This window comes from Catonella sp., assembly GCF_052173895.1.
Classification (GTDB): domain Bacteria; phylum Bacillota; class Clostridia; order Lachnospirales; family Lachnospiraceae; genus Catonella.
The window spans coordinates 51,719-72,010 of record NZ_JBQMXS010000005.1; the positions used below are offsets into that span (position 1 = coordinate 51,719).

Genomic DNA, 20,292 nt, shown 5'->3' on the forward strand with positions numbered 1-20,292 from the left:
ACTTCTTCGAAATTGCCTATTAATCAAAAAAATATTTAAATTCCATTGTATGTTTTTCGTAAAAGGTTTATAATAGAATGTGGGACAGAACGAATTGATTTATATAAATTTACTATAATTGTTTTTCCCAAAATATTTTATAAAATTTAATTTTTAATATAGTTTGAAAGGAGTAAAAGTCATGTCATTTATTGATCAAATCAAGGCTAAAGCAAAATCTTCAAAAAAGGTAATAGTTCTTCCTGAAAGTGAAGATATGAGAACCTTAGAGGCTGCTGATGCTGTCCTTAAAGAGGGGATTGCAGAACTTGTTCTTCTTGGAAAAGAGGAGAAAATATTAGAGGATGCTAAGAAGGGCGGATTTGATGTAACCGGTGCTAAGATAATAGATCCGGAGAAGAGTGAGAAATTGGATACTTATGTAGCAGGTTTAGTGGAACTTAGAAAAAGTAAAGGTATGACAGAAGATGAAGCTAGAAAAATACTTACTTCCAGTAATACATATTTCGGTGTAATGATGATTAAGATGAAGGATGCAGACGGTCTTGTTTCAGGAGCATGCCATTCTACTGCAGATACTTTAAGGCCAAGTCTTCAGATTCTTAAAACTAAACCCGGAACAAAGTTAGTTTCATCATTTTTTATAGTAGAAGTCCCTAATTGCGATATGGGAGAGAATGGTACTTTTGTATTCTCAGATTGTGGACTTAACCAAAATCCTAATGCTGAAGAGCTTGCGGCAATTGCGAAGTCATCAGCAGAATCATTCAAGGCTTTGGTTCAGGCAGAACCAAAGGTAGCTATGCTTTCATATTCTACTATGGGTTCAGCTAAACATGATGATGTTACTAAAGTGCAGGAGGCTACTAAGATTGCTAAGGCTGAAAATCCTGAACTTGCTCTGGATGGAGAACTTCAGCTTGACGCCGCACTTGTAGCATCAGTTGGAGAATTTAAAGCTCCAGGAAGTAAGGTTGCAGGTCATGCGAATACACTTATTTTCCCAAATCTTGATGCCGGAAATATTGGATATAAATTAGTTCAGCGTCTTGCAAAGGCTGAAGCATACGGACCTCTTACACAGGGAATTGCAGGTCCTGTAAATGATCTTTCAAGAGGTTGCTCAGCAAGTGACATAGTAGGAGTGGTTGCAATAACAGCTGTACAGGCTCAGATGTAACAAAATCTGGAATGATTAAATAAATATAAAGGGGTATTTTTTATGAAAATTTTAGTACTTAACTGTGGAAGTTCTTCTCTTAAGTATCAGTTCATTGATATGGAGACAGAAGAGGTAATAGCAAAGGGACTTTGTGAGAGAATAAGTATTGACGGTTCTATGCTTACACATAAGGCTGTAGGTAAGGAAGATTTTGTGCTTAAACACGATATGCCTAACCACACTGTAGCAGTTAAACTTGTTATGGATGCTCTTATAGATAAAGAGCATGGAGTAATTTCTGATGTTTCTGAGATAGCAGCGGTAGGACATAGGGTACTTCATGCAGGAACGGTTTATAGCGACCCTGTTGTCGTAACTGAGGATGTTAAGAAGGTTATCAGGGATTGTTTTGACCTTGGACCTCTTCACAATCCTGCTAACCTTATGGGAATTGAAGCTTGCGAAGAAGCTATGCCGGGCACACCTAATGTTGCAGTATTTGATACCGGTTTCGGTATGGTTATGCCTCCTAAGGCTCATATGTATGCTATTCCTTATGAATATTATGAGAAATATTCCATCCGCCGTTATGGTTTCCATGGAACCAGCCACAAGTTTGTTTCTGCTGAGACAATAAGATTTGGAGAACTTCCTGAGGGGCATAGAAAGGTTATAGTTTGCCATCTTGGAAATGGCTCTTCAATTTCAGCGTCAATAGATGGAAAGTGTGTAGACACCTCAATGGGACTTACTCCGCTTGAAGGACTTATTATGGGTACAAGATCAGGAGATATAGATCCTGCTGTTATCCAGTTTATAGCAAATCATGAGAATAAGAGCATTGATGAAATTCTTAATCTTCTCAATAAAAAATCAGGAGTATTAGGTCTTTCAGGTGTATCAAGTGATTTTAGGGATATTGATAAGGCTGAGGCTGAAGGTAATGAAAGAGCAAAACTTGCTAATGATGCTTTTAAATACAGGGTAATTAAATATATAGGTGCTTATGTAGCGGCGATGAACGGCGTGGATGCGATAGCATTTACAGCAGGTGTAGGTGAAAATGGATCGCATACAAGAAAAGATATTTGTGCAAATCTTGAATACCTCGGAATAAAAATTGATGATGAAGCGAACAGTGTGAGAGGTAAAAATATGCTCATATCTACACCTGACAGCAGGGTTAAGGTATTTGTAATTCCTACAAATGAAGAACTTGCAATTGCAAAAGATACTCTTGAACTGGTAAAATAATACTTGACAAATCGTTTAAATGCTTGTAAAATACTTGGGTATGAAATTTTATTGTTTATTCGAGGATTATTATCTATGTGATAAATCCTTTTGAATACAATGTATAAAGTATTGATAAGGGAGGTGTTCACATGTCAATCTGTCCAAAGAATAAGAGTTCTAAGGGCCACAGAGACGCTCGTAGAGCAAACTGGAAGATGAGTGCTCCGGCACTTGTTAAATGCAGCAACTGCGGAGAGCTTATGGTTCCTCACAGAGTTTGCAAGGCTTGCGGTTCTTACAATAAGAAAGAAATCGTTAAAGTTGAAGCATAAGAATTGATTAAACAATATAAGCCACTTCATTTATTATTGTGAAGTGGCTTTTTGTATTTTAAAGATATTTACTCTTAAGTATAATTGTGTTAAAATATAGGGTGACTATTCCTTTTTACACTAAAAAAATTATGAAAACTATAAGAATTGAAGATTTACCTGAAGATGTAAGGCCTTTTGAAAAGTATCGTAAACAGGGGATTAATTTGCTTACGGATGCTGAAATTTTGGCACTAATTCTTAGGACGGGAACTAAAAATCTTAACTGTATGGAACTTTGCAGAAAGGTACTGGAATCAAGTGGAGGAACTCTTGCAGGACTTTATGGAAAAACTGAGGCTGAACTTTGTAAGATCTCCGGTATCGGTCCTATAAAGGCAGTTGAGATTATTGCTGTTTGTGAACTGGCAAGAAGGATTTCAAAATCACGCCGTTCATATGATGAACAATTAGATACAGCAGCAAAAATTTCTGAGAGATATATGGAAGAGATGAGGCATTTTAAGGAAGAGCATGTGCTACTACTTCTTTTAGATATAAAGTGCAGGCTGATTAAGGAATTGACTATTAGCATCGGAACGATAAATCAGTCTTTTTTGCGACCGAGGGAAGTATTTATACAGGCACTTAAGCATGAAGCGGTTAATCTGGTGCTTATTCATAACCATCCAAGTGGAGATCCAACGCCAAGTAAGGCAGATATATGGATTACAGATAAAATTATTGAAGTATCTGAGCTGATAGGTATTCCGCTTGTTGACCATATAATTATTGGAGACTGTTGTTATATAAGTTTTAGGGAAAAAGGATTGGCTGATTTTAAAATAAAAAAATAGATTATGGAAAGGACTTAATTATGCTTGGAAAGAGTATTGGCATAGATCTTGGTACTAAAAGAATTAAATATTATAGAAAAGGTGATGGAATTATTTTTGACCAAGAGAATTGCATAGCTATGGAAAATAGGGATGAGATAAGGGCTATAGGCGATGAAGCAGCTGAAATGGTAGGAAGGACTCCGGAAACTATAGAGGTAATATATCCTGTAAACCGTGGAGTGATTGCCAATGTAAGTGCGATGGAGTTTCTTTTTAATACATCATTTGACAGGCTTTATGGAAAAGCTAAAAAAGCATCAGGAACCAGTTTTGTAATTGCACTTCCAACTGACATTACAGAAGTGGAGAAGAGGTCATTTGCTGACCTTATACATAAATCAGCTCTGAAACCTAAAAGTGTGTCGTTAGTAGATAAGCCTATATGTGTGGCTATGGCTGCAGGGCTTGATATAATGAAGGCTAGGGGAGTGATGACGGTAGATGTTGGAGCAGATACTACAGAAATAGCTATAATAGCTCTTGGAGGTATAGTAAGAAGCAGGCTCTTACCTACAGCAGGTAATAAGTTTGATGAGTCAATATGTAATCATATAAGGCAGAAGTGTGCCCTTGTAATAGGAAAGAGCAATGCAGAACAGCTTAAGATGGGGATTGCAGGAGCTATAGCAGGTCAGGCACTTACGATGCAGGTAAATGGAAGAGATGTGGTTACAGGTCTTCCTAAGAGAATGGAGATTGAGTCCGATCTTGTATATGAAGCTATCAAAGAAGATCTTAGGAATATTACGGAAAATATTAAAAGTACCTTAGAGCATGTTCCACCTGAGGTATCTTCTGATATTATAGATGCAGGTATTTATGTGACTGGTGGCTCTGCATTGATCGGAAATTTTGATAAGCTTTTAAACAAAGAAACGAATCTTAAAATCAATATTTTGGAAGATCCTCAAGATAGTGTTATCAATGGTCTTGGAAAGTTAATTGATGACGATAATTACAGAACTCTGCCTTATATATATAGGCAGCCGGGATATTCGGTTAATTTAAGGAATATAAATAATGGCATCTCAAAGAAAAAGTAAAATAAAAATTAAAATTGTTCCAAGATATCTCTTTATGATTTTAGCTGTGTTGTGCATGGTATTATTGGTTGCATCTTATCGTTTTTCTGATAAACTTGGCCCTGTTAAGACGGTTGCAGGAGATTTAATTACACCAATGCAAGTAGGCATAAATGAAGTGGGGAGTTATTTTACAGCAAAGCTTGATTATTTGAAAAATGTTGATGATTTGCTTGCAAAAAATAAGGAACTGACTGAAAAGCTTGATAAAGTTAACTATGAAAATAAGCTTTTAATTCAAGGAAAGTATGAATTAGATGACTTTAGGAAACTATATAATTTGGATCAGACTTATGCTGATTATCCAAAGGTAGCGGCAAGAGTCATTTCGAAGGATACTAATAACTGGTACAGTAATTTTAAGATAGATAAGGGGACAAATGACGGTATAAAACCCGGAATGAATGTGATGGCAGGAAATGGACTTGTAGGTATAATAATTAAGGCTGACCATAACAATTCTATAGTGAGATCAATAATTGATGATAGCAGTAATGTAAGAGGAATGTTTCTTGACACATCAGATACTTGTACGGTAAAAGGTAATTTGAAACTACTTGATGAAGGGCACATTGAAGTTACTGATATAAAAAAAGGTTCAGGAGTCAAGGATGGATATGAAGTTGTAACATCATATGTAAGCCCTAAATTTCATCCGGGAATACTTATCGGTTATGTTAGTAATATAAAGGTAGATCCGTCAAATATGACGGAATCAGGTTATCTTACACCGGCAGTTGACTTTTCAAAACTTGATATGGTGCTTATCATTACACGTGAAAAGGAAGAATTGTATTGATGAAACGCATTATATGTTCTTTTATAATGATGATAATATTGTATCTTTTGCAGACTACAATATTTAATAAAATAGCAATAGCCGGTATTAAGCCTAATATTTTGATGATTCTGGTTGTATTTACAGGGTATAGATATGGAAAAATTCAAGGAATGATCATGGGTTTTTTTATGGGATTGTTCTTAGATTTAACAGAATCAGACTATATCGGATATTATGCATTGCTTTATCTCACTATTGGGTATTTAGTCGGATTTAGCAATAAGCTTTACAATAGTGAGTCTATAATCATTCCTATGGGATTAGTAGGGGTGTCAGACTTTATGCTTAATTTTTTGATTTTTGTAACCGGCTTTTTGCTTAGGAACAGATTAGACCTGCCTTATTATATGATGAAGATAATTTTGCCTGAAACAATATATACTGTAATAGTATCGGCAATATTGTATAAGGCTATAGACTATATATATCTTAGGCTGGAAATGATAGGGAAAGGGGATGAAATCTAGTTTTGTTTGACACTTTGATAGCTTTTGTCAAAAATGTTGTTAAAACACGTACCATTCCATTAGTTTTGATATATTCTACATTCAGTATGGTACTTATTTATAAAGTATTTACAATTCAGGTAGTGAAACAGGAAGACATAGGTAAAAATATTGATAAATATGATTCTATAGTTCGTGAGACTAAAGCTACCAGAGGAAATATTTATGATTGCAATGGAGTGCTTTTAGCATACAATAAACTCTCTTATAGTGTTACGATGCAGGATTATAAGGCATTTGCAACTGAAGAAGAGAAGAATTCAATGATTTTTAAGCTTATTAAAATCATTGAATCAAGTGGTGATAAACTTTTTCCGGAATTTTTTATTGAAAAAGATAAATATGGGAAATTAAAATTTACTGTAGAAGGTGCTGCTGAAAATAGATTCAAAAGAGATGCTTACAAATCTACATCTGTAGAAAAACTGACAGTTGAGCAGAGAAATGCAACTGCAGAACAGGTATATAATCATTTAAAAAGTGGCGATTATATGTTTGGCATAAGTGATAAATATAGCCTTGATGATGCTTTGAAGATAATGAAGATAAGATTTGCTTTGTTGTTAAATACATATAATAAAGGGAATCCAATTTCGGTAGCTGTAAATGTAAATGAAAAGACAGTAGCAGCGATACTTGAATATTCTGCTGAACTTCCGGGAGTTGAAATAGCTGAGCACACATATAGGTCTTATAATGAAAGCAAATATTTTGCACATGTGCTAGGCTACACAGGTAATGTTAATGAAAATGAAATTGCAGCAGATAAAGAAGAATACTATAACTCTACTGATCAAATAGGTAAGACAGGAGTAGAATATTCTTTTGAAAAGTATCTAAGGGGTAATAAGGGTTCGGAAGAGGCGACATTGAGTTCCGGTTACTATGTTACAGATGTAAAGACTATAACGGAACCTAAGGCAGGTAGTGACATATATCTTACTATTGACAGCAAGTTACAAAAAAACTGCTACAACATACTTGAAAAAGAACTTGCTACGGTATTGTTAACTAAAATTCATAATTCGGCAAGTTATGGTGAAAGAGGAAAAAATGCATCCAATATAATGATACCGATTTATGAAGTATATAACGCTCTTTTTGATAATGGAGCAATAGATTTGGTAAGGCTTGAAAAGAATAAGGCAAGTAAAGTTGAAAAGAGTGTTTATTCAAAGTACAAATCTGAGAGAAATGAAGTAATTATTAAGTTAAAAGAATTGCTTAAAATTAATGATGTAAAGGCAGAAAGAGATGATAAGGCCATGAGTGAATATATTGATTATTTGTATTCATACATAAAGGCTGAAAAGTTGATTGATGTCGAAATAGTAGATGAAAATGATGATAATTTCAAGGCTTATATTGAGGGAAAAAAGAGTTTAGGCGATTTTCTTAAATATGCGATTGCACAAAGATGGATTAATCTTGAAAAACTTAATATTGGAAGTGAATATTTAAGCATGGATGAGATATACAAGATATTATTAAAAAATATTTTTGATAATATATCATCTGATTTAAAATTTAAGAAAATTGTTTATAAAAACCTTATATTTGACAATGTAGTATCAGGTACTGAAGTTTGTCTGATATTATTTTCACAAGGTTTTTTAAAAAAGGATGATAAGGCATATAATAATTTGTTGTCAGGAATAGAATCTCCTTACAGTTTTATAAGAAGTAAGATTAAAAGTCTTGAAATAACACCGGCTAGACTTGCTCTTGACCCTTGTTCCGGTTCAATGGTGATTACCGATCCTAATACAGGTAAGGTAAAAGCATTGGTAACTTATCCGAGTTATGATAATAATAAGCTTGCAAATCAGATTAATGCTAAGTATTATGCAAAACTTCAGGCTGATAAGTCTTTTCCACTTATTAATAGGCCTTGTCAGCAGAAGACGGCTCCCGGTTCTACATTTAAAATTATTTCAACAGCTGCAAACTTAGGAACGGGAGTACTTGGAGAAAATGAAAAAATTCATGATGGAGTTGTCTTTACCAAAACTGACAAACCTGCTGCCTGCTGGAGTAGGATTTCACATGGAAATATTGATGCAAGAACGGCAATAGAGGTTTCATGTAACTATTTCTTTTATGAAACAGGATATAGGATGAGTCTGGATGCAGATGGAAAGTATAATTCTGCTCTAGGTCTTAGTAAACTCAATAAATATGCTGCTATGTTTGGATTTAAGAAGGGAACAACGTCAGGGGTTGAACTTTATGAATATGAGCCGTCCATATCGGATACAGACTCTGTCAGGTCTTCAATAGGGCAAGGAAGTTACGCATTTACACCTGCACAGATTTCAAGATATATATCCGGTATAGCAAATGGTGGAACACTCAATTACCTCACTGTAATAGATGAGATTAAAAGTATTGATGGTAAAATTATTAAAAATAATATATCGAATGCTGGTAATAAAAAAGCACCTAAAATAGAACTTGAACAGAGAATATGGGATACAATGAAGGATGGTCTGTATCAAGTTATTAATGGAAACAGGAGTTCGTATAAAAGTGTATTTAAAAATATAAATACTATTGCAGCAGGTAAATCAGGTACTGCTCAGTTCTCAACAATGAGAGGAGATCATGCACTGTTCATGTCATATGCGCCTTATGATAAGCCTGAAATATCCGTTACCTGTGTCCTACCTTATGCCTATACATCGGCCAATGCAGTAAGGGCAGTAGCTGACTTTTATGAGTATTATTTTGGAGACAGAGATGACGAGGCCTTGGGTAAAAAAGCTGTAGAAGATAATGTAGACAACATAATATCAGACTAATATTAGGAGGAAAAATGAAGGAACCGGTTGTTATTAAGGCAAATAATTTTGGTATTTTGATCATACTTGATAAAGACTTGGGGTTTGATTCTTTATTAGAGGCGGTTGGAAATAAATTTAAAGAATCAGCTAATTTTTTTGGAAATGCAGATATGGCAGTTGCATTTGATGGCAGAAAGCTGACTTTTGAGGAAGAAGAGCAAATAATACAAGCTATTATTGATAATTCTTCTTTGAATGTAGTATGTACAGTGGATCATGATCCGATAAGGGAGGCACAGTTTAAAGCCAAACTAGATCAAATTGCTGTTTCTAAAGATATGAGCCTTGCCAAGATTCATAAAGGAAATTTCAGATCGGGTAAAATGATGGAATTTGACACAGGTGTTATAATTATAGGAGATATTAATCCAGGGGCTAAGGTGTCTTCCAAAGGTAGCATAATAGTTTTAGGATCATTAAAGGGAGAAGTGGCCGCAGGCATAGATGGAAATAATGATGCTTTTATAATAGCACTGGATATGAACCCTATACAGCTCAGGATTGGTGCATCAATAGGACGCTGTTCGGATGATTCTGAAACATATAGCAAGGCTAAAGATCTTGAGCCTAAGGTGGCATTTGTTGAAAACAATACTATCTGTATTGAAAATTTAGATAAAAATGCACTAGATTCATTAAGATTATAGAAAAAATTTTGTAAGTTACTTGTAATTAATTCATTTAAATAATATTATAGTATTGAAGAAAATTAGTTTAGTTAGGAGATTTTTATGGGAGAAGTTATTGTTATAACATCTGGCAAGGGTGGTGTAGGTAAAACTACTACTACTGCCAATGTAGGTACCGGACTGGCTATGTTAGGTAAAAAAGTTGTACTTATTGATACAGATATCGGTCTTAGGAATCTTGACGTTGTTCTAGGACTTGAGAATCGTATAGTGTATAACCTTGTAGATGTAATTGAGCAAAACTGTAAGATTAAGCAGGCGCTTATAAAAGATAAGCGATACGAAACTTTATATCTACTTCCTAGTGCTCAGACCAGGGACAAGGATGCAGTAAACCCTGAACAGATGGCAGCACTTACCGAAGAGTTAAAGAATGAGTTTGATTATATAATTCTTGACTGTCCTGCAGGAATTGAACAGGGATTTAAGAATGCTATAGCTGGAGCAGATAGAGCTATAGTTGTTACTACTCCTGAAGTTTCTGCAGTAAGGGATGCTGACAGAATAATAGGACTTCTTGAGGCAAATGAAATAAAGAAGACAGAGCTTATCGTAAACAGACTCCGTATGGATATGGTTAAGAGAGGCGATATGATGTCAAGTGAACAAGTTCTTGATATACTTGCAGTGAGCCTTCTTGGTGTTGTACCGGACGATGAGAATATAGTTATAGCAACAAATACCGGTGAACCACTTGCAGGGAATGATTCACTTGCCGGACAGGCTTATATGAACATATGTAAGAGAATTACCGGTGTTGAGGTTCCGTTCCTTGACCTTGAAAGTAAAAAAGGGTTATTAGCACGTCTTGGAGATATATTTAAGAAGTAGAGGAGTTAGGCTATGAGTTTAATGGATTTTTTTAGAAAGAAATCTTCGGGACAGCAGGCTGTAGACAGACTTAAGTTGGTACTTGTATCAGACAGGGCTAACTGCTCTCCTGAAATTATGGAACAGATTAAAAATGATATAATTCAAGTGATTTCAAAGTATGTAGAAATAGACGTTGAAGGGCTTGATATTAAGATAGCACAGACAGAATCAGAAACCAACAATGTTTCTGTACCTGCAATTTTTGCAAATATCCCTGTAAAAAATATTAAAGGGACAAAGCATAAGGATTCTAATGTTTAAAAATAAAAAATATGATTTTAAGAATTTTAGTGTTTCGATTGTCATAGCTGTATTATTGCTTTGTTCGATAGGTGTGTATTGTCTGTACAAAGCAGGAGATATTAGTATGGCAAAAAGGCAGTTAATAGGAATTGCTTTAGGGTTGTTTGTAATCTTTGTAGGAGTGATGATTGACTATCATTTCATATGTAAATTTGTAATTTTGTATTATTTTATAGCTATAATGCTTTTGGTGATGGTAAGATTTACATCTTATGGAGTAGATCATGATACAGGTGCTTTTAGATGGCTTAGGATAAGTTCTATGGAAGTTCAGCCTTCTGAACTTGTAAAAATTATATTGATTTTAGTGCTTTCTGTATTATTTACAAAGGTTCAAAGCAAACTGAACAGGTGGGGGATATTTTTATTATCAGGTATTGTAATGATGATACCTACTTCGCTTATTCTTATTCAGACTGACCTTTCATCTAGCATGGTTTGTATGTTCATTTTTGCAATGATGATATTTATGGCAGGACTTAGCCTCAAGATTATAGGGATTACACTAGCTGTTTCTGTACCGATAGGAGCAGGATTGTTTTGGTATGTAATACAGCCCGGACAAAAACTTCTTACAAATGAGCAGCAGAAGAGAATACTTAGTTTTCTAGATCCGGAGAAATATGCTCTTACAGTACAGTATCAGCAAATTCATTCGGTGAATGCAATAGCCTCAGGTAAGGTTTTAGGAAAAACATTATTAGGGGATGTTTCAGATTTTAGGCTTTATAATAAGGTGTATGTAAACGAAAGTGATTTTATTTTTTCTGTTGTAGCCGAAGAATTAGGCTTTATCGGATGTGTTTTGGTAATTTCATTATTTGCGTTCATTGTATTTAAATGTATATTGATTGCTAAAAAAACAAATGACTTTACAGGCAAGATGATAGCAATTGGTGTATCAGCTATGTTGGTTTTTCAGTCTTTTGTAAATATAAGTGTTAATACAGCCTTGCTGCCTAATACAGGGCTCCCCCTACCATTTATGAGTTATGGACTGTCCTCTTTACTTAGTAATTTTTTAGGAATTGCCCTTGTTTTGAATGTAGGGGTTCAGAAGGCAAAGCATAGCTTGTTTTCTAATGTGGGTGAGAATGAGATTTTTCTGTAATTTTTGGGAATTAAAATACTAAATATCAAATAAATAAGGGGTAGATTATGAATATTGGATTGGTTGCACATGACGCTAAAAAAAAGCTGATGCAAAACTTATGCATAGCTTACAGAGGAATTTTGGGCAAGCATACTTTATATGCAACAGGAACCACCGGTAGGCTTATTGAAGAGGTTACTAATCTAGCTGTTCATAAGTATCTTGCAGGACATTTGGGTGGTGAGCAACAGATGGCAGCTCAGATTGACCATAATGAAATAGATTTAGTAATATTTTTAAGAGATCCTTTGTCATCTAAAAAGCATGAACCTAATATAACTAATATTTTAAAATTATGTGATGTTAATAATATTCCGGCAGCCACTAATCTGGCATCTGCAGAGCTTATGATTAAGGCTTTGGACAGGGGAGACCTTGACTGGAGAGAGTTATATAAGTCATGATCAAAATTAGAAGAAATTTAGTGATTATAGCCTTGATGGGACTTATTCTTACAGGCTGTAAAAATGAAACTATTGCTTACTTTCCTTATGGAGATGGGAAAATTCAAACAGCTGCTTACAATTTTCAGGTAGAAGGAGAAGGAATTCTTCTTATGTCTGAAGGAATACCGGTAATTACAGATAAAAAGATAAATAAATTGGAGAATAAGCCTTCTTTTAATGCTAAATCAGTATTTGTTTCCAGTGGTGAAGAGGCGATTTGTTCAAAGAATTCTTTAAAAAAGATATATCCGGCGAGCCTTACAAAGCTTATGACTGCATGGGTTGTATTTGATAAGGAAAAAAATCTGGATAGAGAGGTTAGTATAACGAGTGAAATGGTAAAGTTATCTGATCCATATGCTAAAAAAATACGGCTGATGGATGGAGATAAGGTTACCATAAGACAGCTTTTAAATGCATCCCTTGTAACATCAGCGAATGACGCAGCTAAGGCCTTGGCTTTTTTGGTAGCAGGAAGTGAAGAAAAGTTTGCAGTAATTATGAATGAAGAGGCGAAGAAACTTGGTGCATCACATAGCAGATTTGTAAATAGTACAGGGTTGCATGATAATTACCACTATTCAACATTGTATGATTTATATATAATTTTTAATGCATTACTTAAAAACCCTGAATTTGTGAAGATAATACAGCAGTCATCATATGTTATGAAATATAAAAACTTTGCAGGTGCAGAGGTTTCAGTAACGATGGCATCTACCAATCAATATTTGACAGGTACATATAAAGTACCAAATGGCTATAGTGTGCTTGGTGGGAAAACAGGGACTACAGATGAGGCAGGTTCATGCATACTGATGTCGTTTAAGTCCTCTGAAGGTAAGGATTATGTGGCAGGAATATTAAAAGCATCCGACAGTCTAAATTTATATGCTCAGCTTGGTACTATTTTTGAAAACTTACCACAAAATATGCCAAACTAATTGAATTTTTAAGTAAATTAGCATATAATATTATTTGTTTATAAACTTCATAATTAAAGGAGGGTTTTACCATGGTACATATTATTTGCGGGGAAAAAGGAAAAGGCAAAACAAAGGTAATTCTTGAGAAGGCTAATGAGGCTATTAAAACCTCTGGTGGAAACGTTGTATTTCTTGACAAGGATTCAGCACATATGTATGAGCTTAATAATAAAATCCGTCTAATAAATGTTAAGGATTTCCTTGTGGAAGATTCAGGAGAGTTTGTAGGATTTATTTGTGGAATTATTTCACAAGATCATGATCTTGAGGCAATTTTCCTTGATAGTTTTCTTAAGATTTCATTTACTGATAAAGAAAATATGAAGCCTGTTCTTGATAAGATAATTCAGGTTGCAGATAAATACAGTGTTGATGTAACTCTAAGCCTTTCTGTTAAGAGTGAAGATATGCCGGAAGAATATAGGCATAATGTTTTGGTTTCTTTATAAGATTAAACATTTTTACATAACTGTCACATTGTTTGTGTGGCAGTTTGTTATTGTTATCGCAATATAAATAAGCCACCAGTTTATCTGGTGGTTATGATGATTTTTGGAGGAGTAAAAATTGGCTGAACCAAAATCGCTTAAAGCTAAAAGCAATAATATTGTTCGGTATGGAGAAAAGAAAAAAAATAAAGAAAAAAAACGATTCAATGTTAGTGGTATTATATTTTTAATGATAGTAGCTTATATATTGGGTCATACATTTATGTTTTTGACTAGGGAGAAGACATCTATTTATAGGGTTATTAGTGATGAAAGGAATGAAGTTGTAAATACTTCCGGCTTAATTTTAAGGAATGAAAAGGTATTTACTGTTTCAGATACAGGTTATATTAATTATTACATTAATGGAAATTCAAGGGTTCATAAAAATGAAGCTGTTTTTTCAATAGATAAGATAGGAAATATATATTCAAAGCTTACTTTAGACGATCAGACAGATGAAGCCGGAGAGAGGCTTATGGGAATATTACACCAGTTTCAAATTAATAGAGATGATAATTTTATGGCTGTATACAATCTTAAAGAATCTATGGCTGAAATGGTGATGACTACTTCGGGGAAAAAAGTAATAGCATCTTTGAAGAAAATTACGGATGAAAATGAATTTTTTAATGTAAATTATGCATCTGATAGTGGAATTATTATATATGGAACAGATGGATTGGAAGGGCTTTCAGAAACTAGTATTAATCCTGAAATATTTCAAAAACAGAATGATTATGTATTGAAGATTGCGGCTGAAAATGATGGTAAGGTAGATGCCGGTGAGCCTGTATATAAGCTTATTTCTGATGAAACTTGGAAAATTGTCGTGCCTATAACAGAAAATCAGAAAAAACTTCTTGAGGGAAAAGATTATTTAGATATTGTAATTGATAATAAAGGATTTACAGCTAAAGCGCAGTCAAAAATAGAAAGAATTAATAATAATGATTATCTTATTTTGACACTTTTTAACTATATGGTAGATTATTCGGAAAAAAGATTTGTGAATGTTTATATAATTCTTAAAAGCATGAATGGACTTAAAATTCCTAAATCTTCTATGGTAGAGAGGATGGCTTATGAAATACCGGAAGAGTATTATACTAGTGGAACTGGAAATGTAAGTGGGGGATTTTCTTTACAAACAGTAGATAAGAATAATAAAGTTATCAAAAAAAATGTTGAAGTGGATATTTGCTATAAGGATGCAGATAATAAAGTGGTATATGTAGATATTGATGAAATTTTTAAAGCTGGGGATGAAATTATTGAACGGGAGGGAAATAATAAATTTAAAATAGGGAAAACAAGGTTGTTGAAGGGAGTTTACAACGTTAATAATGGTTATCCCAGATTCAAACATGTAGAACCTGATATAGAGGATAGGGCATCAGCTGACAGTGATTATTATTTGATACCTATGAATAAAGGATATTATCTAAATGAGTATGATAATATAATACTAAATGCAGATAAATTGGAAATGGAAAAAAATAATAGTTGACTTGCATGGAAAAAACATTCATAATACTACCATGGATGTTTTTAATATTGATATCAATAAATAGGAGTGAATATATGTTTGAAGGAATAAGCAAACTTATTAATTCGGTAAAGGAAGGTACTGGCATTCCAGATGATGATTATGAAGAAGATTATGAGGAAGACATTGTACAGGAACCCAGAGCGAAGTCTAATGTAAGGCAGGGTGGAAGAAGGTCTTACGATGAATATAGCGATGAAGATGAAAATGGATATGAAGAAGATGATTATTCAGAGTCATTTTCTAGAAAAAAGAAAAAGGTTTCCAAAACAGATTCTAAAGTAGTTCCGATAACTAAGAAGATGAAAGCAGACTCTAAGGTATATATCGTTTCTCCAAAAGTATATGAGGATGTTGAGGATATTTCTGATAGGTTGCTTGCAGGTTATGTAATTGCTCTTAATATTGAAGCATTGGAAGATCAAGTGGCACAGAGAATTATTGACTTTATGACAGGAACTATGCATGCTATTGATGGTAAAATTCAGAGAGTGTCTAGGTATGTCTATTTGATTTCACCTGAAAATGTTGAGATGGCACCTGAAAATGAAGTGGATCTTAAAAATGTTCTTTTTGTTTCGTCTAATGCAAATGATGATTAGTATGGACAAAGAGGTTAGTTTAGCATTTAGGCATTTGCTTGATTTGGCTAGGGCAGCTTATAATAAGAATATAAATATGTTTTCAGATTTTCTAAGTGTCAGGGAAGTGGCAGTTTTAAAAAGACAGGCGGCAGACCTTCCGGGAGGAAGGTTTTTCCTTTTTGGAGGACTTGATGATGCTGAGAGAGTAATGGCTTGTTTTCCGGCTTTATATGAGGAAAGAGAAGATATAAAATTTCCTATCAGCTGTATTGAAATTCAAGTTAAAAGTGCTAAGTTTGAGCAAAATTCACTTACTCATAGAGATTTTTTAGGTGCAATTCTTGGGCTTGGAATTGACAGAAAATTATTAGGAGATATTTATCTTATAACTGAAAATAACAAGGCAGTTAAGGCATTTATATTTTGCAATGAGAAGATTGAAAATTTTCTTATTAAAGAATTGATACAGGTTGGCAGGCATCAAGTAGGTTGCATAGCAGTGTCAGCAGATGAGGCATTGGTTGTTAGGAAAATTGAAGATAGATATGGTACGGTATCATCATTAAGGCTGGATGTAGTTATAGGGGAGGTCTTTAATCTATCACGATCTAAGGTAAAAGATTTGATTGATAAAGAAAAGGTAGCAGTCAATGCTTGTGCAGTCATTCAGGGACATTATCAGGTAAAGCCTAGTGACATAATATCGGTAAGAGGATTTGGAAAATTTATTTTTTATGAAATTTTAGGACATACAAAAAAAGAAAAAATACAAATTCATTTAGGAAAATATTGCTGAGTTGCAGGAGGATATATGCTTTCATCAGATGAGATTAGGAACTATGAATTTAAGAAGGGAATTGGCTATTCAAAAAGAAGTGTAGATCAATTTTTAGCTGAAATTGTTAATGATTATGAGGCGTTATATAAAGAAAATATTGAATTAAGGGATAAGGCAACAGCCTTAAGTGATGGGCTCCAGTATTATAAGTCTATGGAGAAAACTTTACAAAAAGCACTGGTTCTTGCACAAAAGACCTCAGATGAAGAACAGGCTAAGGCTGCTAAAAATGCAAGAGTTATTGAACAGAATGCTCATGATAAAGCTGATGAAGTATTGACTAAAGCAAGATCTGAGTTAGATAATATATTTAGGCAGACGGATGATTTGAATCGAAGGTTTGAATTATATAAAACTCATGTAAGAAACTTGATAACTTCACAGCTTGATATTATTAATAGTGATGCCTATAATATATCTATTAATGATTTGAAGGGCTATCTAAAGTTAAAAGAAAATCTGGAAGATGCAAAAGAACATGAGTCTATCGACGATAGAATGATAAACGAAGAAGAAAGTCAGCTACAAGATTTGGAAATTCAGCCTACAGAGGAAGTTGTCAATGAGCAAAATACTTGAAGTTGAGATAAATAAAAAAGACAAAGAAGTTTATACTATAGTGATAGAGCCTGATTTTAATAAATTGCCTGAAATTCTTGTCAATATTTTTTCGTCTTGTAATAAGTTTATGTTGGTATTCGACTCAAATACAGAAAAGTATTTTAGAGAAAAAATATTACAGATTTTAATGTGTGTGAATAAAAAAATACACACATTTAGTTTTACTGCCGGTGAAGATAGTAAGAATATAATTACTGTACAAAGTCTGTATGAAGAGTTGATAAAGTATAATTTTGAAAGAAATGATGTAATACTTGCTATTGGTGGAGGTGTGGTAGGTGATTTAGCAGGATTTGTATCTGCTACTTATCTAAGAGGTATAAGGTTTGCTGGAATTCCTACAACCCTGTTGGCGATGTCGGATTCAAGTGTTGGTGGAAAGACAGGTGTGGACTTTATGGGATATAAGAACATGGTTGGAGCATTTCATCAGCCTAAACTTGTGTACATGAATACTGATAGTCTAAATACTCTTCCTGAAAGAGAATATCTTTCCGGAATGGCTGAAGTTATTAAATATGGGTATATTTGGGATAGTAAGTTCTTAACTTATCTTAGTGAAAATTCAGATAAGATTATATCAAAGGACAGAGAATCACTGGAGTATATTATTTTTAATTCTTGCAGAATAAAAAAAGAAGTAGTCGAAAATGATCCTTTAGAAAAGGGACTTAGAGCAATACTTAACTTTGGGCATACAATAGGTCATGCTGTTGAAAAGCTGATGGAATTCAGGCTTTTACATGGAGAGTGTGTAGCCCTTGGGATGATGGTGGCAGGAAGGATTGCTGTTAATCGCCGGCTTATGTCCGAAGGCGAATTGCTTAAAATGAAAGAAATTTTGATAAAGTATAAACTTTACAGAAAATTTGAAGTTTCTGAAGTTAGTTTCAATCTAAATGATGTGCTTTTGGCGACTAAATCTGATAAAAAAATGCAAGGTGGAAAAATAAAATTTATTCTTATTGATGAAGTTGGTAAAGCTGAAGTTTATAAAGATATAACTGATGAAGAATTATTGGATGGTATCAAGGAAATGTTTGAAGGTTAATTATGAATAAAAATAAATTTTTTTTGCTTGAATTAATAGCTATAATAATTTTAGTGTCATTTGATTTAATTACAAAACAGCTGGCTGTTAAATATTTATCAAATGGAAGTATAGATGTAATTCCAAAAGTTTTTAGCCTAACTTTGCTTGAAGGTGGTAACTCAGGTGCTGCTTTCGGTTTATTTCAAGGTGGATTTTGGATGTTTACGATTATTACTGTTATAGTAATTGCAGTAATAGTCTTTGTGCTTAAAAAGATGGTGTTTCAAAAAAGATATCTTCCTGTACATTTTACATTAGTTTTAATGCTTTCAGGAGCATTAGGTAATTTTGCAGACAGAACAATTACTATGATTAAGTATGGACATAGTTATGTAATTGATTTTCTTTATTTTGAGTTAATTAATTTTCCTATATTTAATGTTGCAGACTGTTATGTGACTATTTCAGCTATTTCAATTTTGTTGTTTGTGGTATTTTATTACAAAGATGATGATTTTGATACAATGCTTGGCAGGGTGAAAAATGAAATTAAATAATGAGAATATTTTAGATGATGAACTTGATAGTGAAGTTTTTGATAATATAGTTGAGCTTGTAGTAGAAGATATTTTTGAGGGCGAAAGGATAGATAAGTACCTGTCCTTGCGCCTTTTAGAATATTCAAGGTCATATCTTAAGGGACTTATAGATGAGGGAAGAGTCCTTGTTGCCAAAAAGGCTGTAAAGAGTAGTTTTAAGGTTTCCAAAGGAATGGTAGTTACTGTAAACATCCCACCGATGAAAGAAGTGGAGATAGTTCCGGAAGATATACCTTTAGACATTTTATATGAGGATGAAGATGTTATTTTAATAAACAAACCTAAAGGGATGGTGGTACATCCGGCAGCAGGGCATTTCACAGGAACACTTGTAAATGCTCTTATGCACCATTGTAAAAACAATCTTTCAGGTATTAATGGAGAACTTCGTCCCGGCATTGTACATCGCATAGACATGGATACTACCGGAGTCATCGTTGTATGCAAAAATGACATTTCGCATAGAATTATAGCATCACAGCTTAAAGAACACAGCATAAAGAGAAAGTATCAAGCTATAGTATACGGTACTTTTAAAGAGGAAGGAGGAACTGTCGAAGGGGCGATAGGAAGGTCTAAATCAGATAGAAAGAAGATGGCTATAACGGTTGATGGAAAGCCTGCAATTACACATTATAAGCTTATAAGAAATTTCACCTCACCGAACGGAAATAATTTTGCGCATATTGAGTGTGAACTTGAAACAGGAAGAACCCATCAGATAAGGGTACATATGACGAGTATAGGACATCCCCTGCTTGGAGATGAGGTTTATGGAGTTGCAAAGAATCCATTTAAGTTACAGGGGCAGGCTCTTCATGCAGAAATGTTGGGCTTTATTCATCCTAAAACAGGTGAATATATGGAATTTCATGCACCACTACCTGAGTATTTTACTAAATTACTTGATAAATTAGGGAATTAAACTTTTTGATTTCTTAATGATACAAGTATACCACAAATTCTCTATTTATGCTAATTGGATACAGTTTACCTTTAGGTAAAATGACTGTGGATAACAGGTATAAAAACAAAAAATAAAAATCAACATTTTGACGAATAATTTATTTTAAAACTTCTAGATCTGAATAGTTACCAAGTTCCGACCAAATGATAGAAATAAATTGACTTTTATGTATTTTGTGTTACAATAAGAATGGGTTAGTTTTAACTAACAAAATTAGTTTGATTTTTATTTTATTTCTTTCAGAGATAAGAGGTTTTAATATTTATATACAGTAAGATTTTAA

General features: G+C 33.7%; 22 protein-coding genes. All 22 read left to right on the forward strand.

Annotated elements, in window-relative coordinates; translation table 11 throughout:
* Nucleotides 1–181: 181 nt before the first annotated feature.
* The 22 genes from pta (at nt 182) to ACTTG8_RS02305 (ending at nt 19,967) form a co-directional block, all read left to right on the forward strand.
* The gene (pta, locus tag ACTTG8_RS02200; protein WP_442560486.1) at nt 182–1,180 is read left to right on the forward strand and encodes a phosphate acetyltransferase; all 999 of its coding nucleotides are present in this window, start codon (nt 182–184) and stop codon (nt 1,178–1,180) included.
* A 42-nt stretch (nt 1,181–1,222) separates the two neighbouring features.
* Complete coding sequence (locus ACTTG8_RS02205; RefSeq protein ID WP_442560487.1) at nt 1,223–2,416, forward strand: acetate/propionate family kinase; 1,194 nt, start codon at nt 1,223–1,225, stop codon at nt 2,414–2,416.
* 131 nt (nt 2,417–2,547) lie between these two features.
* Nucleotides 2,548–2,730, forward strand: a complete 183-nt coding sequence (rpmF, locus tag ACTTG8_RS02210) for a 50S ribosomal protein L32 (protein WP_023353071.1) — start codon at nt 2,548–2,550, stop codon at nt 2,728–2,730.
* Between the two features lie 131 nt (nt 2,731–2,861).
* Nucleotides 2,862–3,566 carry a RadC family protein gene (gene radC / locus ACTTG8_RS02215; RefSeq protein WP_442560488.1) on the forward strand — a complete coding sequence of 235 codons (705 nt, stop codon included), beginning with the start codon at nt 2,862–2,864 and terminating at the stop codon, nt 3,564–3,566.
* Nucleotides 3,567–3,586: 20 nt separating this feature from the next.
* Nucleotides 3,587–4,651, forward strand: coding sequence for a rod shape-determining protein (locus ACTTG8_RS02220; RefSeq protein WP_442560489.1), 1,065 nt, complete (start codon nt 3,587–3,589; stop codon nt 4,649–4,651).
* 55 nt (nt 4,652–4,706) lie between these two features.
* The gene (mreC, locus tag ACTTG8_RS02225; protein ID WP_442560490.1) at nt 4,707–5,489 is read left to right on the forward strand and encodes a rod shape-determining protein MreC; all 783 of its coding nucleotides are present in this window, start codon (nt 4,707–4,709) and stop codon (nt 5,487–5,489) included.
* Entirely contained in the window at nt 5,489–5,998 is a 510-nt protein-coding gene (mreD, locus tag ACTTG8_RS02230; RefSeq protein ID WP_442560491.1) for a rod shape-determining protein MreD, read from the forward strand. The genes mreC and mreD overlap by 1 nt, the downstream gene beginning before the upstream one ends.
* A gap of 86 nt (nt 5,999–6,084) precedes the next feature.
* On the forward strand, nt 6,085–8,838 hold the full coding sequence (locus tag ACTTG8_RS02235; protein ID WP_442560492.1) for a penicillin-binding transpeptidase domain-containing protein: 2,754 nt from the start codon (nt 6,085–6,087) through the stop codon (nt 8,836–8,838).
* Nucleotides 8,839–8,852: 14 nt separating this feature from the next.
* Nucleotides 8,853–9,527: a septum site-determining protein MinC gene (locus ACTTG8_RS02240; RefSeq protein ID WP_442560493.1), complete on the forward strand. Its 675-nt coding sequence runs from the start codon at nt 8,853–8,855 to the stop codon at nt 9,525–9,527.
* Nucleotides 9,528–9,611: 84 nt separating this feature from the next.
* Nucleotides 9,612–10,400: a septum site-determining protein MinD gene (minD, locus tag ACTTG8_RS02245; RefSeq protein WP_442560494.1), complete on the forward strand. Its 789-nt coding sequence runs from the start codon at nt 9,612–9,614 to the stop codon at nt 10,398–10,400.
* A gap of 12 nt (nt 10,401–10,412) precedes the next feature.
* Nucleotides 10,413–10,703, forward strand: a complete 291-nt coding sequence (gene minE / locus ACTTG8_RS02250) for a cell division topological specificity factor MinE (RefSeq protein WP_442560495.1) — start codon at nt 10,413–10,415, stop codon at nt 10,701–10,703.
* The gene (locus tag ACTTG8_RS02255) at nt 10,696–11,856 is read left to right on the forward strand and encodes an FtsW/RodA/SpoVE family cell cycle protein (protein ID WP_442560496.1); all 1,161 of its coding nucleotides are present in this window, start codon (nt 10,696–10,698) and stop codon (nt 11,854–11,856) included. Before minE ends, ACTTG8_RS02255 begins: the two co-directional genes overlap by 8 nt.
* A gap of 47 nt (nt 11,857–11,903) precedes the next feature.
* Nucleotides 11,904–12,302 carry a methylglyoxal synthase gene (locus tag ACTTG8_RS02260; RefSeq protein WP_442560497.1) on the forward strand — a complete coding sequence of 133 codons (399 nt, stop codon included), beginning with the start codon at nt 11,904–11,906 and terminating at the stop codon, nt 12,300–12,302.
* Nucleotides 12,299–13,288, forward strand: a complete 990-nt coding sequence (locus ACTTG8_RS02265) for a D-alanyl-D-alanine carboxypeptidase family protein (RefSeq protein ID WP_442560498.1) — start codon at nt 12,299–12,301, stop codon at nt 13,286–13,288. Before ACTTG8_RS02260 ends, ACTTG8_RS02265 begins: the two co-directional genes overlap by 4 nt.
* A 71-nt stretch (nt 13,289–13,359) precedes the next feature.
* A complete protein-coding gene (locus tag ACTTG8_RS02270) occupies nt 13,360–13,779 on the forward strand; it encodes a twitching motility protein PilT (RefSeq protein ID WP_442560499.1) in 420 nt (139 codons plus the stop codon).
* 118 nt (nt 13,780–13,897) lie between these two features.
* Nucleotides 13,898–15,328 (forward strand): HlyD family efflux transporter periplasmic adaptor subunit, encoded by a 1,431-nt coding sequence (locus ACTTG8_RS02275; protein ID WP_442560500.1) that lies wholly within the window; start codon nt 13,898–13,900, stop codon nt 15,326–15,328.
* A gap of 74 nt (nt 15,329–15,402) precedes the next feature.
* A complete protein-coding gene (locus tag ACTTG8_RS02280) occupies nt 15,403–15,969 on the forward strand; it encodes a cell division protein SepF (RefSeq protein WP_442560501.1) in 567 nt (188 codons plus the stop codon).
* 1 nt (nt 15,970) lies between these two features.
* On the forward strand, nt 15,971–16,747 hold the full coding sequence (locus ACTTG8_RS02285; protein ID WP_442560502.1) for an RNA-binding protein: 777 nt from the start codon (nt 15,971–15,973) through the stop codon (nt 16,745–16,747).
* A gap of 15 nt (nt 16,748–16,762) precedes the next feature.
* Entirely contained in the window at nt 16,763–17,368 is a 606-nt protein-coding gene (locus ACTTG8_RS02290; protein WP_442560503.1) for a DivIVA domain-containing protein, read from the forward strand.
* Complete coding sequence (gene aroB, locus ACTTG8_RS02295; RefSeq protein WP_442560504.1) at nt 17,352–18,461, forward strand: 3-dehydroquinate synthase; 1,110 nt, start codon at nt 17,352–17,354, stop codon at nt 18,459–18,461. The genes ACTTG8_RS02290 and aroB overlap by 17 nt, the downstream gene beginning before the upstream one ends.
* A 2-nt stretch (nt 18,462–18,463) precedes the next feature.
* Nucleotides 18,464–19,000, forward strand: coding sequence for a signal peptidase II (gene lspA / locus ACTTG8_RS02300; protein WP_442560505.1), 537 nt, complete (start codon nt 18,464–18,466; stop codon nt 18,998–19,000).
* Nucleotides 18,987–19,967: an RluA family pseudouridine synthase gene (locus ACTTG8_RS02305; RefSeq protein ID WP_442560506.1), complete on the forward strand. Its 981-nt coding sequence runs from the start codon at nt 18,987–18,989 to the stop codon at nt 19,965–19,967. Before lspA ends, ACTTG8_RS02305 begins: the two co-directional genes overlap by 14 nt.
* Nucleotides 19,968–20,292: the final 325 nt, after the last annotated feature.